At 59.8% G+C, this 13,428-nt stretch carries 14 protein-coding genes; 6 read left to right on the forward strand and 8 right to left on the reverse strand.

Features of this window, described 5'->3' with window-relative positions; genetic code table 11:
• Positions 1-199: 199 nt before the first annotated feature.
• From hisH to V3C20_RS01580, 5 genes are all read right to left on the reverse strand, one after another.
• Positions 200-808 (reverse strand): imidazole glycerol phosphate synthase subunit HisH, encoded by a 609-nt coding sequence (gene hisH, locus V3C20_RS01560; RefSeq protein ID WP_130083009.1) that lies wholly within the window; start codon positions 806-808, stop codon positions 200-202.
• Positions 809-811: 3 nt separating this feature from the next.
• A complete protein-coding gene (gene hisB / locus V3C20_RS01565) occupies positions 812-1,402 on the reverse strand; it encodes an imidazoleglycerol-phosphate dehydratase HisB (RefSeq protein ID WP_130083010.1) in 591 nt (196 codons plus the stop codon).
• A gap of 159 nt (positions 1,403-1,561) precedes the next feature.
• Positions 1,562-2,791, reverse strand: a complete 1,230-nt coding sequence (locus V3C20_RS01570) for a hypothetical protein (protein WP_130083011.1) — start codon at positions 2,789-2,791, stop codon at positions 1,562-1,564.
• A gap of 134 nt (positions 2,792-2,925) precedes the next feature.
• The gene (locus V3C20_RS01575) at positions 2,926-3,528 is read right to left on the reverse strand and encodes a 50S ribosomal protein L25 (RefSeq protein ID WP_130083012.1); all 603 of its coding nucleotides are present in this window, start codon (positions 3,526-3,528) and stop codon (positions 2,926-2,928) included.
• Positions 3,529-3,661: 133 nt separating this feature from the next.
• Entirely contained in the window at positions 3,662-4,591 is a 930-nt protein-coding gene (locus V3C20_RS01580; RefSeq protein WP_067571348.1) for a ribose-phosphate pyrophosphokinase, read from the reverse strand.
• A gap of 82 nt (positions 4,592-4,673) precedes the next feature.
• Here V3C20_RS01580 and V3C20_RS01585 point away from each other — a divergent pair, with 82 nt between their 5' ends.
• Positions 4,674-5,624 carry an exosortase/archaeosortase family protein gene (locus tag V3C20_RS01585; protein ID WP_130083013.1) on the forward strand — a complete coding sequence of 317 codons (951 nt, stop codon included), beginning with the start codon at positions 4,674-4,676 and terminating at the stop codon, positions 5,622-5,624.
• A gap of 16 nt (positions 5,625-5,640) precedes the next feature.
• Positions 5,641-6,363 (forward strand): exosortase-associated EpsI family protein, encoded by a 723-nt coding sequence (locus V3C20_RS01590; protein ID WP_130083014.1) that lies wholly within the window; start codon positions 5,641-5,643, stop codon positions 6,361-6,363.
• A gap of 19 nt (positions 6,364-6,382) precedes the next feature.
• On the opposite strand, the gene V3C20_RS01595 is transcribed toward V3C20_RS01590, so the two are convergent.
• Entirely contained in the window at positions 6,383-7,018 is a 636-nt protein-coding gene (locus V3C20_RS01595) for a hypothetical protein (protein WP_130083015.1), read from the reverse strand.
• A 110-nt stretch (positions 7,019-7,128) separates the two neighbouring features.
• On the opposite strand from V3C20_RS01595, the gene V3C20_RS01600 reads away from it, so the two are divergent.
• From V3C20_RS01600 to V3C20_RS01615, 4 genes are read left to right on the forward strand one after another with little or no spacing between them, the layout of a single operon-like run.
• Positions 7,129-7,713, forward strand: a complete 585-nt coding sequence (locus V3C20_RS01600) for a DOMON-like domain-containing protein (RefSeq protein ID WP_130083016.1) — start codon at positions 7,129-7,131, stop codon at positions 7,711-7,713.
• A gap of 3 nt (positions 7,714-7,716) precedes the next feature.
• Positions 7,717-9,093, forward strand: a complete 1,377-nt coding sequence (locus tag V3C20_RS01605) for an FAD-linked oxidase C-terminal domain-containing protein (protein WP_130083017.1) — start codon at positions 7,717-7,719, stop codon at positions 9,091-9,093.
• 16 nt (positions 9,094-9,109) lie between these two features.
• Complete coding sequence (lepB, locus tag V3C20_RS01610; protein ID WP_130083018.1) at positions 9,110-10,432, forward strand: signal peptidase I; 1,323 nt, start codon at positions 9,110-9,112, stop codon at positions 10,430-10,432.
• A 40-nt stretch (positions 10,433-10,472) separates the two neighbouring features.
• The gene (locus V3C20_RS01615) at positions 10,473-11,393 is read left to right on the forward strand and encodes a phytoene/squalene synthase family protein (RefSeq protein ID WP_130083019.1); all 921 of its coding nucleotides are present in this window, start codon (positions 10,473-10,475) and stop codon (positions 11,391-11,393) included.
• 270 nt (positions 11,394-11,663) lie between these two features.
• On the opposite strand, the gene V3C20_RS01620 is transcribed toward V3C20_RS01615, so the two are convergent.
• Together V3C20_RS01620 and V3C20_RS01625 are read right to left on the reverse strand one after the other, a co-directional pair.
• Positions 11,664-12,656 (reverse strand): HAD hydrolase-like protein, encoded by a 993-nt coding sequence (locus tag V3C20_RS01620; protein WP_130083020.1) that lies wholly within the window; start codon positions 12,654-12,656, stop codon positions 11,664-11,666.
• Between the two features lie 22 nt (positions 12,657-12,678).
• Positions 12,679-13,416, reverse strand: coding sequence for a 16S rRNA (uracil(1498)-N(3))-methyltransferase (locus V3C20_RS01625; protein ID WP_130083021.1), 738 nt, complete (start codon positions 13,414-13,416; stop codon positions 12,679-12,681).
• Positions 13,417-13,428 lie beyond the last annotated feature (12 nt).

Here is a 13,428-nt window from a genome sequence, read left to right on the forward strand (position 1 = left end):
ATTGTTATTCGCAAGGGCCGGGTATCCCATTGCCATGCACACGCAGGCAAGGAGCCCCCATCCAAAAGAGGAAGTATTATTCATGGCGCCTCCATATAAGACCAGATTCCCTCCATTGTGTTCATTCGGGAACGGCACCCCTGCGGGAATATTCTCCCCCGGCGGACGGATTTTCACCCGTCAAGGCAGGAAAAACGGCCTACAGGGAAACAAAGTTTTTCAGCAGCTGCACTCCCAGCTTCTGGCTTTTTTCCGGGTGGAATTGCGTGGCTACCAGGTTTCCGCGCCTGATGGCGGCTGCAAAACGCACTCCGTAGGTACAGGAGGCCGCAACCAGGGAACCGTCTTCCGGAACGGGATGGTAGGAATGCACAAAATAGAAATAGGGATCTTCCCCCATGCCCTGCCAGACGGAATCCGACGGATGGGACAGGGAAAGGCGGTTCCAGCCCATGTGGGGCACCTTGAGCTCAGATTCAGGGAAACGCACCACACGGCCCTTGAAGAGGGCCAGTCCGGGCACTCCTTCATTTTCCTCCCCGCTCTCAAAGAGAACCTGATAACCTACGCAAATGCCCAGAAAAGGCCTGTCCGCCTCAATCCACTCCCGGATCAAGGGGGCCAGCCCCTGGCGGCGGAGCTTTTCAGCGCAGTCTCCGAACGCGCCTACGCCCGGCAGCACCAGATGTGTAATGCCCTCCGCCTCCTCCGGCGTGCGGACCAGATGGCCGTGCACTCCGGCGGCTTCAAACGTATTCAGCACACTGCGGAGATTGCCCGCCCCGTAATCAATCACACCGAGTTTCATGGCTTACAGCATGCCCTTGGTTGACGGGAGGGTTCCGGCAGCCCTGGGATCAATGGCGGCGGCCTGCCGCAGTGCATGAGCAATTCCCTTGAAGACAGATTCCGCAATGTGGTGGCCGTCCCTGCCGTAAAGCACTTCCACATGCAGATTGCAGCGCAGGTTGTTCGCCAGGGCGCGGCAGAATTCCTCGCAAAGGGTCAGCGGGAAGTTGGGTGCGTCCGGAAGGCCGCCTTCCGGAAGGCGGAATACCACGTACGGGCGGTTGCTCAGGTCCATGACCACGCGCGTAAGGGTCTCGTCCATGGGGAGATGGGAACAGCCATAGCGCACGATGCCCTTCTTGTCCCCCAGGGCATTCTTGATGCATTCTCCCAGCACAATGCCTACATCCTCCACCGTGTGATGGGCGTCCACCTCCAGGTCTCCCCTGGCCTGCAGGGTCATGTCCATCAAGGAATGACGTGCCAGCAAATCCAGCATATGGTCAAAAAACGCGTGGCCCGTGGCAACGGCGGCGCATCCCGTGCCATCCAGATTCAGTTCCAGGCTGATGTCCGTTTCACCCGTGACTCGTTTGCAAGAAGCATTCCTCATGTGCCTCTTCTATACTGAAGAGGCGGCGGAAGAAAGCAGGAAATACCGCATGCGGAAAGTTTGTACTCCGTCCGTGCGGCAAAAAGCCGCACGGCCCAGGCAGAGGGACCATGCGGCGTCAAATTCACAGGACTGCGGGCATTTTCCGCAAGCGGCGCATTATTTTTTCTTTTTAGCCTTGGCGGCTTCCCGCTCCTCCTGGCGCTTCTTGTCCCGTTCTTCACGGATCTTTCTTGCGGCTTCCGCGCGTTCCGCGCGCTCACGGGCACGCTGTTCCTGGAGCCCCACGCGCACCGTTTCCCGCAGTTCCTCATAATATTCCCTGGGAACCTGGGCGGAACGGATGTCCGCCAGAACCTCTTCAGCCTCGTCAAATTTTTTCTCGTCGCACAACTCCCAGGCCTTTTTCAGGGCGGCAGAACCCGCTCCGGTTTCCTTTTCCTGATTCTTCAGGCGTTCCGCATCCGTAGAGGCCACCAGCTTGATGTCGCGCATGGCTTCCAGGGAACCGGCGGTGGGTTCAAACCATCTGTCCCCGCGCTCCCTGACCTTTTTGCGGTGGGCGCGGTGCACTTCCGTCAACTGGTTTTCGCGTTCCCTGAGAGCAACCTGCTTTTTCTGGAAGGCATCCAGCAAGGCGGAGCGCTGCTCCTGTGTGAGCTTGGCATTCGCGCGGCGCTTTTCCTCCTCCCGGCTCAGCATCTGGCGTTCCTTTTCCAAGGATTTTTCCTTGGCGGCAATCATGACATCCAGCGTCCGGTTGACCTGCGCGGAAATTCTCACAGCGTCCGGATAAGCCTCCGCCAGGGCGGCGGAACCGGGGTAATTCTGCCGCAAGCGGTCATAAACGGCCATTGCCTGGTAGGGCTTGCGTGCAGTATTCAGCGCCTTGAACCGTTTCAGGAGCTTGCCGGCCTCATGATCGTATTTGGTACGGACCGTCACTTCCGCCGCCTCCTTGGCTTCCTGCACCGCCTTGGCTTCTTCCACCAGTTTCTTCTCTTCCAGCAGGACCACGATCGTAGCCCGGGCCTTCACGGCGGCATCGTGGACCTCTCCCTGGGGATTTTTCTTGATCACGGCGTCCAGCTCTTTCTGGGCTGCTTCCAGCTCCTTGGCGCTCATGATTTCCGGCTTGGCATAGTTTTTGTCAATCTTGGCCGCGGCCAATTCAGCCGGGGAAGCCTTCGTGATGGTCTCAATCAGCTCTCTCTTGATGGTCTTGGATTCCTTGATTCCCCCGGATACCACGACCATGACGCTGATGGATTCCGGAGTTTCCACCTCTACTGTGCAATCCTTGTAAACGGTTCCATCCTTAAGCTTTACTTCATCCGCCATGGAGAACGGAACCAGTGCCGACAATGCCAGTAAAAGAGACTTGTTCATAAATCTGAGGATTTTTTCAAATTGATTTAACGGATACTTATCCTGCACTTTACCAGAAGACGCCGTGTTTGCGACAAAAAAAAGCCCGGAGCCGTAAAAACGGCTCCGAGCCCGGAAGTGGGATTGATGCCCGTTTATTCAGCAGCAGCTTCCGCGGCGGCGGGAGCGGCTTCGTCAGAAGAAATGCGCGGGGCTTCCACGATGGCCACGATCACGTCGCCTGCCAGTTCCGTGTTCACGCCGGCAGGGAGCTTGAGATCAGCGATGCTCAGGCTTTCTCCGACTTTCAGGCCGGAAACGTCAGCCTTGATGGATTCAGGCAGATCCTTGACCTGGCAGGTGACAGACAGTTCATGAATGGTCTGGTCAAGCACGCCGCCCAGGGCTACGCCGGCAGGGTCGCCTTCCAGAATCACGGGAACGATGGAGTGGATGACGGTGGAGTCCTTCACAGCCTGGAAGTCAACATGCAGGCAGGCATTCGTGATGGGGTTGTGCTGGATTTCCTTGAGGAGGACCTTCACAACCTTGCCGTCGATGTCCAGAGCGACCAGAATATGTTCGGAAACGGCGGAAGCCAGCATGCGGGAAAATTCGCGGGCGTCAACCTGGATATTGACATTGTCAAAACCGGGACCGTACACCACGCCGGGAACGAGTCCCTGACTGCGAAGTTGCTTCAGATTACCGGAGCCGCAGGCTCTCGCTTCGGCCTTGAGGGAATGGGATGTAGCCATGTCTTATAGAGGCAATATTGAGTGTTGATTGATAATGTTTCCTAATCGGGTTCAGGCAGAGGCCCCGCCGGGATTTCTGAACCCGTGTAAACCGATACTCAGGTCAGGGCGCAGGACTCTGCACTAAAATTTGCTAAATGTCAAACAATGATGATACGGATTCTCCGTCATGAATGCGCTGCACGGCGTGGCCCAGCAGATCGCCCACGCTCACGCAGTCCACCTTGGGGCCGTGGGCCATGGGAACGGTGTCGGAGGTGAGCACGCGTTCGATGGAGGAGCCGGAAATGCGGTCGCGGGCCATATCCCCCAGAACGCCGTGGGATACGCAGGCAAACACGCGCTGGGCTCCGCGCTCCTTCAGGATGTTGGCCGCGGCGCACAGGGTGCCGGCCGTTTCCGTCATGTCGTCAATCAGGACGACGTCCCGCCCTTCCACCTCGCCGATCACGTTCATGGCTTCCACATGCGTGGCGTTGAAGCGGTGCTTGGCGACGATGGCCAGTTCCGCGCCCAGGGCGTCGGAATACGCGCGGGCCATTTTCACGCCGCCAACGTCCGGGGAAACGACGACGAGGTTGTTGAGGTCCTTTACATAGTGTTCGCGCAAGTGGCGGATCAGCACGGGGGCGGCATACAGATGGTCCACGGGAATGTCGAAGAAGCCCTGGATCTGGGCGGCGTGCAGGTCCATGGTCAGCACGCGGTCCACTCCGGCGGCGGTCAGCAGGTTGGCCACCAGCTTGGCGGTGATGGGAACGCGGGGCTGGTCCTTGCGGTCCTGGCGGGCATACCCGAAGAAGGGGATCACGGCCGTGATGCGCCCGGCGCTGGCGCGGCGGGCGGCATCCACCATCACGCACAATTCCATGATATTATGGTTGGTAGGCGGGCAGGTGGGCTGAATGAGGAAAACATCCCTGCCGCGGATGTTTTCATTTATCTTTACAAAACTTTCTCCATCGGGGAAAGTGTTCACCGTGACGTCCGTCAACTGAATGCCTACGCTTTGCGCAATGCGCTCCGCAAGTTCTCTGTGTGCTGTACCGCTGATAATCTTCATACCGGAAACTGAAAAGCGGACGCATTCTGAACACAGGACCGGATAATCGCAATACTTAATTCTCACAATTTGATTTTTCTGCATGATGGATTCCTCCAACCCCGCCGCGCATGAGAAATTTCTGACCGTCCCCATGCTCGCCGCCCTTGTTTCGAGCGGCCTGCTCCTCGCGTGGCCCTACCTGGCCATTGCCGAATTCGGCCCCGGCGGCAGCCAGAACGGCTTCCAGTGGCTTTTTTCCGCATGGAACCCGGAGACGGATTATGAACACGGCTGGCTGGTGATCCCCATCATCGCCTTCATGCTGTACCATGCCAGGCACCGCATCATCCGCGCGCCCAAACGCATCGACTGGCGCGGGCTCCTGCTGTTTGTCCCGGCCTGCATCCTGCTGATGCTTTCCTTCCGCGTAGGCCAGCCCCGCGTGGCCATGGGCGCCCTGCCCCTGATCCTGCTGGGAGGCGCATGGTACCTAGCCGGCCCCCAGACGGCCAGGATATGCGCCTTCCCGCTGCTCTTTTTCTGGCTGTGCATTCCGCTGCCTTCCTTCCAGCAGGCCACGGTAGAGCTGCAAATCATCGCCACGCAGTTCGGCCACCTGGGCGGCAGCCTTTTCGGGGTGGACACCTACCTCCAGGGCACCAATATCCGCTCCACGGAAGGACACTGGGACGCGTTCAACATAGCCGGCGGATGCAGCGGCATGCGCTCCCTGATGGCCCTGATCATGCTTTCCGCCGCATGGGCCTATCTCTCAGACCTGAAGTTCTGGAAAAAGTGCGTGCTTTTTCTCAGCGCCATTCCGCTGGCGGTGATCGGCAACGGCGTGCGCATCGCCAGCATCGTGGTGATGGCGGAATACGGAGACGCCCGGTTTGCGGCCAAAACCTGGCACGACTGGTCGGGCCTGCTTTTCTTTTTCCCCATCTGCCTGCTGGGGCTGGCCTGCGTCCATTCCCTGCTGGCCGGGGAAATGATCTGGAACCCATTCCGCCGCAAAAAGGTAGTCGTCAAAATGAACAAGGCCCAATAAGCGTTTTCCCCGCGCCATGAAATACCAAACGCTCAACATCCTGCTTCTTCCCTTTCTGCTGGCCGCCATGCTCGCCGGCATTTACCTGATGCCCCGCAAGGGGGAGGTTTTCGACTCCTCCATCAGCATGGAACTGCCCACGGGACTGAATCCGGACGGCTGGCACGGCACGCGCCGCCAGGAGTCGGAAGACGAGCGCAGCATTCTTGCCGCGGATACGGAGTTTTCCAAAGCGGACTACCTCCAGCAGTTGCCCATCAGCGTCGCGGCCCCGGAAAAGGCTCCGGCCCTGTGCCGGGTTTCCATCGTCAAGTCCGGACATGACCTGAACAATTCCATCCACCGCCCGGAACGCTGCCTTCCGGCGCAGGGACATTTCAACCTGACGGGAAGCACGGTGCAAGTTCCCGTGGAAGGCCGCGGCATGATCGCCATGACCAAGCTCAAGTCCCAGCAGAACGTGACTCCGGGCCAGGCGAAGCCCACCATCCTGGACAGCATGCATTACTACGTTTTCATCGGCCACGGGCACATGACGGAAGACCACCTGAAACGCACCATGACGGACATGAAAGACAGGGTGCTTTATGGCATGGACCAGCGCTGGTCCTATTTCCAGGTGTCCACCGCCTACGGCGACCTGGTCAACCTGCCGGAAGAGGATGCCCGGAAGCAGACGGAACGCCTGATCAGCCAGCTTCTTTCCAAACTGGTGCAGTGGGACGAACTGGACCGGTAGGAACCCGAGTTCCGGAAGGTCAGCGCCCCAGCGCGCCCCTCAGCCAGAAGGCGGCTTCTTCATACAGGCTGCGCTCCTCTTCGGACGGGGATTCGTACAGCATGGGACCCGGCCTGCGGTGGCAGTAGGGATGGCCTGCACGATCCGCGCGGAAGCCTGAAAAGGAAAGGTTCACGTCCGCCCCGCTGCAATGGCCCCAACGTCCTCCCATCCTGGGAACGGCATCCATGAAGCCTCCGCCTTCACCCAGATAGGAGTTGCCCCACCAGTCCACGGATTCCGGACGGCTGTTTTTCTGCCGCCGCGCTACAGCGTCAATGGTCAGCAGGCAGAGAGGGGCGGGACACGGCGCCTGCCGCCTTGCGACTTCCACGGCGCAGGAGCCGCCGTAACTGTGGCCTATCAGCACCATGGGCACGTCCGGCAGTTCCCGGCGCATCCGTTCCAGGTCTTTCGCAATCCGTCCGCACCTGTCCCTGAATACACCCCATCCGCCGCCGTCCCAGTGGTAATAGGCGGTGGCATGCGCCGTAGCAGGCAGAAAACCGGGGAAGGCCGCCTCCAGCCGGCTCAGACAGCCCAGCATCACGTCCCCAAATCCTCCGATGAATACGGCCAGGTAATCCGGCGTCCGGCCGCCGGAACCCAAGTTCAAGGTCCTTTGGAAATGCATGACAGCCCCCATCATGAAGAATTCGCGTCAATATCCAAGCCCATAAGACGATCTGGCTTGATAAAATCGCCAAACTGTCCAAAGGTGATGATATGCAAGCAATCATTCATCAATGGGCTTTCAACGGGAGCTTTGACCAGCTCGTCTCCCTGCCCCGGCAGGAACTCGTCAATGACTGGTTCGGCTACGATGTGGAGCCAAGCGCGGAATTCACCTTTGCCACGGACGGCCAGTACCTCTGGTTCCTGGCCGCCCGCAACAGGGAAGCCACCGTGCATCCGGACGCCCGGCCCGGCCAGTTTCAGCCGGAATTGTGGCGGTATGACCTGGCCGAATGGTTCCTTGCCTCCGGTGAGGGGACCAATTACTGGGAATTCAACCTCGCCCCCAACGGAGCCTGGTGGGCCTGCGCCTTTACGGATGTGCGCCGCGCGAATGAAGACATTCCCGCTCCACTGGCCGTGGATACCGAATGCATCCTGACGGACGAAGGCTGGTGTGCCATGGCGAGAATTCCGCTGAATGAATTGCGGGGCGTGGACATCCGCGACTGCAAGCTGGCGGCTACGTTCATTCTGGAGACCCCGGACCAGATTTTCCTGACCACCGCGGACGATCTTTCCGGAGAACCTGATTTCCACCGCCCGGACTGCTTCTCCACGCCCATTCTGAAATAGTTCATGTCTTTGGAAGAGGACATTTCCCGCATTCTGGGCCGCGGAAAAACCTCCGCGGACCCGGAAGTCCTGGCTCTTCACGCCGGGGATAAATGGTACGCGTTCGTGCTGCCGGAACTGGTCGTTTTCCCGGAAAGCACGGAAGACGTCTCCCTGCTGATGCGCTATGCCTCCTCCATGAACATTCCGGTCACGGCGCGCGGCGGGGGCGTGGGCTACGTGGGCGGGTGCGTGCCCGTGCGCGGCGGCATCAGCCTGTCGCTGGAACGGATGAACCGCATTCTGGAAATAGCTCCGGAAGACGGCGTGGCCGTGGTGGAGCCCGGCGTGATCACGGCGGACCTCCAGCGCAAAGTCCGCGCCCTGGGCTGGTTTTACCCACCGGACCCGGCTTCCAGGAAGGAATGCAGCATAGGCGGCAACATAGCCACCAATGCGGGAGGCCCCCGGTGCCTGAAATATGGAGTCACCAAAGCCTACGTGCTGGGGCTCACCGTGGTGCTTGCCAGCGGGGAAGTGGTGGAATGCGGGGGACGCACCCATAAGAACAAGACGGGCTTCGACCTCGGCGACCTTTTCATCGGCTCGGAAGGGATGCTGGGCATCATCACGCGTGCCGTCCTGAGAATCATTCCCCATCCGGAAACCTTCGGCGCACTGAGCGTCAGCTTTCCCCAATTTCCGCTGGCCGCCGCCGCTGTACAGCGGATACTGGCCGGCGGACATCTTCCCTCCGCGCTGGAGATCACGGACAGCTTCACTCTCCAGGCCGCCCGGGCCTATCTGGGGGAGAGTTCCCTCCCTTCCGGCAGCCGCGGGCACCTGATCGTGGAAGTGGACGGCAGGCGGGCCGCCGTGAAGGAAGAACTGGATTCCCTGTGCGCCCTGCTGGAAAAATGCAACGCCACGGATATTCTGAGAGCCGATACGGAAGAGGAGGCGGAAGCCGTCTGGCAGCTCCGCAGGGAGTTTTCCTACAGCCTGAAAGCCACCGGCATGACCAAGCTCAACGAGGATATCGTCATCCCCAGGTCCCGCCTGGTGGAGCTGGTGGAGTTCTGCGAGTCCATGCACCGGGAAACGGGGCTGGACATCGCCTGTTTCGGCCATTCCGGGGACGGCAACATCCATACCAATATCATGGTGGACGATTACGCGGACCCGGAAAAAAAGGCCCTGGCGGACGCCTGCGTGGACAGGCTGTTCCACTGGGTTCTGGCCTGCGGAGGTTCCATCACCGGAGAACACGGCATCGGCCTGGCGAAAGCCAAATGGTTCCGGGAAGCCGTGGGGGAAGGCGCCTTCCACCTGCACGAGCTCGTAAAATCCGCCCTGGACCCGGGAAATTTGCTCAATCCGGGAAAAATGGGACTTCCGTAGCGTAAATTATTCTTCCATGACGGCCCCGGACGGGGCATCATGGCACCAGCACTTCATGAACAGTCCGCACAAGTCCATACTAGCCTACCTTTTCGATCACTTTCCGGTAGCGGATGCCATCCTGGTGTTTATACTGGACCATCCCCTGGCCTGGTTCACGCCCAAATGGCGCAGGAAGGGCTGCATGGCCCTGAAAGCGGTGCGCCGCTACATCAATTACAACCGCGACATCCTGCCGCCCGAACGGCTGGTGGAATTCCAGGAAAACCGGGATTTGCTGAAAACCGCCCTGTTGCGCGGTGACAGGCAGCAGACGGAGTCCGTCACCGCCAAACTGGAATCCACGCTGGAAGCCATTCCCGGCGCGCTGCCCTCCGGCCTGGCGGAGAATGTGGAGGTCCTGTTCGTGATTCTGGCCATTTTCCTGGGACTGCGCTGCTATGTGGTCCAGCCCTTCCGCATCCCGACCGGCTCCATGCAGCCTTCTCTGAACGGCATCCGCGCCATTCCTCAGGAGGGAGCCCCCTCCATGATGAAGAAAATAGGGGACATGGTCCTTTACGGCGGCTCCTATGTCCATGAAACGGCCCAGAAGGAGAAGAAGATCGTCCGCTTCGTGCCCGGCACCAAATATCTTCTGCTGACCGTTACCAACGTGCAGTTCGACGACGGCTCCACGCTTGAAATCCCGGCGGCGGAGGCGGAAACGCGCCGTTACTTCCTCAATCAGGAGCCCCGGTTCGAGGCTGAGCGCAACACGCCTTTCAGAACCTACCTGCCCGGAGATACCATCGTCAACGCCCGTTTTGACGCCGGAGACCTGATTCTGGTGAACAAGATGGCCTACCACTTCCGCAAGCCGGAGCGCGGAGAAGTCTTCGTGTTCGACACGCGCGGCATTGAAGGCATCGCCAACAAGGGCAGCAGCACCGGACAGGAAGGAGGCACCCACTACGTGAAGCGCCTCTGCGGCGTACCGGGGGATTCCCTGAGCATCAAGGACTCCCAATTAATCGTAAACGGAGAACCCGCCACGGAATGGACCATTCAGCGGGTGGCCTCCGGCAAGCCCCCCTACCAGCCCTGCGGCTACGTGGCGCTTCCCGCCCCGCTGAGCCTGCTGGACGGCAGGGCTTATATTACGGAAGGGACCACCGTGCACCTGTCCAAGGACAAAAAGCGCCCCTACCTGCGGGAATACGTGGCGCTGGGGGACAATTCCACCCGTGAAAATTCCTTCGACTCCCGCTACTGGGGCCCCGTGCACCAATACAACATCGTAGGCCCCGCCAGTTTCTGCCTGTGGCCCTTTACTTCCCACTGGGGACTCATTCCCTGATCCCCGCCATGCGCCGCCAGGCAGTTTTTTCCGTCAAGACATGACCCAAGCCCAGACCATTACCAGCAAGGCCAAATCCAACCTGGCCTTCGCTCTCATTGACCTTCCGGAAGAGGAACGCCGCCACATGGCGGAATTCTACGCCTTCTGCCGCACCGTGGACGACATTGTGGACGAGCCCGGAATGACGCCCCAGGAACGCCACAATGCCCTCAACCGCTGGATCAAAGTCATCAACGGTGAACAGGGGCTGGAACTGTCGGAACTTGAAGAAGACATCGTAGCCCTGATCCAGGACCTGGACTTGGACACCACCCCCATGCTCCACCTGATTGAAGGCTGCCGTTCCGATATTCACCAGCAGCAGCCCCTCACCCGTGACGAACTTCTGGACTATACCTACTGCGTAGCGTGCTGCGTAGGAATGACGTCCGCCCGCATCATGGGCGCGAGCGAGGAATCCTACCCGTATGCCATCGCCTTGGGGCACGCCCTCCAGATGGTGAATATCATCCGGGACGTGGCGGAAGACTGCAACAAATCCAACCGCATTTACCTTCCCAGGGAGGACATGGACCGCTTCGGTTATACTCTGGAGAATTTGCGCAACGGCGTATATTCTTCTCAATTAAAGGATTTGCTGCAATATGAGGCGGACCTGGCGGAACAGTTCTTCCGGGATGCGGAAGAGGAATACAGCCGGCTCAGCCCGGAGGACAAGGCGGCCCTCGTCCCCGCTCAGGCCATGTCGCTCATCTACCACACCATTCTGGACAAGATGAAGGCGGGCGGCTTCCGTATCTTCGACATCCGCTACCGCGTCAACACCTTCCACAAGCTCTGGCTCCTGTTCCGCACCAAGCTGGACATCGACCCGCAGTCATACTACGACAAGTCCAAGGCTTATTACGACAAGCTGGTGGGCTTTCTGTCCCGGCCGATGAAAAAGGATGAAAAGTAAGCGCGCCCTGTCGCTCGCACCCGTTTTTCACGGACTTTTTTCCGGACATATTCCTGTTCAGAAAAGAGACCGCATTTTCCAGCGCTTGCGTCCGGCATCCGCCGCTGGGAAATGCCTGTACGGGGCTGTGCAAGACGGCAAGCCGCAGCCGGAAGAAGAGGGGAGTCTCTGTACGCGACGCGGAAAAGGATGCCGTTTTATCCAGCCATGATGCAGGTCAGGCTCAACAATTTTGCACGTTTTTTATGCCCCAAAGAGGGGAACACTCCGTTAACGGTGCCGGGAAGCATGCACCGTCACGGAAACGCTGTCCGTGCGCGGCAGGATGAATTTGTGCAGTGTGACAACCACATGACGCGCGCCGAATTGTTCCAGGCAGACGTTGCCGAGATCCTCTGCCAGCGTCTCCACCAGCTTGCGGGGATGCGCCAAAGCTTCCGTCCTCAGGGCCTGGGCGATGGAATCGTAGCAGACGGTCTTTGAAAAATCATCGTTCAATCCGGACAGGGCTTCATCCGGATAAAAGGTAATGTCCGCCTTCAGCGTCTGCATGGAGGCGCGTTCCTCATCCGGCACGCCGATGAAGGAGTCCAGTTCCAGGCCGTGGATGTTGATGGAGTCCTGCGTGTCCGACGGCAGGGCGTAGCGGCGCATCAGGGTGCGCAGGACGAGCAGATCCGGAACGATGATGTCCGGCTTTACGCGGGAAAGCTGGGCGGCGTCATTGTAGCCGGTCAGAACGGCAATGGACGTGATTCCGGCATGGTGGGCAGTCTCCACGTCGTGCTGCATATCCCCGATGAAGGCGGTTTCATGAGCATGGAGGCCATGCTGGCCCAGAAGGGTATGGATGTGGGTGTCCTTGTGGCGAATGCCCGCATGAATGGCCTCAAAGTATTCCATCATTCCCAGTTCCCGGCACTGGATGTCAAATTCCTTGGCGTCCACACTCGTCAGGATGAAGCAGCGCACGCCACGCGCGCGGCAGAATTCCAGGAATTCCCGCGCGTGGGGGAGTACCTCCACCGTGGCGGTGGAAACGCGGAAGGCGTAACGGAAATGGTCTTCCAGTTCGTTCAGGTCCGCCTGGGGCAGGACACGCGCGTAATAGTCCGGATAGGGGAGCTGGAATTCCGCCCGGAATTCGTCCCTGTTCATGCAGGGCTTGCCGTACTGGGAAAAGACGTAGTTGGAGGCGTCCAGCGTCAGCGCCAGATCGTCCACCAGCGTACCGGACCAATCGAAAATCAGATTCTTGAACATGGGAGTATGTGTAGGGGAAGACTCAATCCAGCGCGTACCGCATGGCGGCCACACCGAAAAAGGCGGCCGTTTCCACCCGCAGGACGATGGGGCCGAGCGTCACGGGAACGAATCCCGCCTCCAGGGCCGCCGCGGTTTCCTGCTCCGTGAAATCCCCTTCCGGCCCTACCAGCAGGGAGACTTTTTTTACGGAACGGCCGCGCGCTTCTTCCAAAACGTCCCGCACGGGACGCACGCCGGGTACCAGGGAGGCAATCACATTCAGACCGTCCGGCGCACCGCGGCCAAGCCATTCCGCAAATGGCACGGGAAGCTCCACGGCTGGGAGCGTGTTCTGCCCGCACTGCTTGCAGGCCTCCAAGGCGATGCGCTGCCATTTCTGCCTTTTGGCCTCCGCCTCGCGGGCGTTCAGGCGTACGATGGTCCGGTCCGTGATGAGGGGGACGATGGCGGAAACGCCAAGTTCCACCGCCTTCTGGATGATGAGGTCCATGTTGGCGCCCTTGGGGATTGCCTGGCAAAGCGTCACGGAAGCCAGGGCCGGAGCGGGGGGACACTCCGCTCCAGGCGTCAGAAGTACGCCGGAACTGCGCGGGGTTTCCGCCACCACGGCATGGGCGGCGCGCCCCCGGCCGTCAAAGACCACACAGGCGTCTCCCTGTCTCAGGCGGAGCACCTTGGCGGCATGGTGCGCTTCATCCCCGCGGAGCTCCCAGACAGGAGCGGACCATTCCGATGGGGGGAGAAAGAAGCGCGCCATGTGCGAGGAAAG

Origin of the sequence: Akkermansia sp. RCC_12PD, from assembly GCF_036417355.1 — a bacterium.
Lineage (GTDB): Bacteria > Verrucomicrobiota > Verrucomicrobiia > Verrucomicrobiales > Akkermansiaceae > Akkermansia.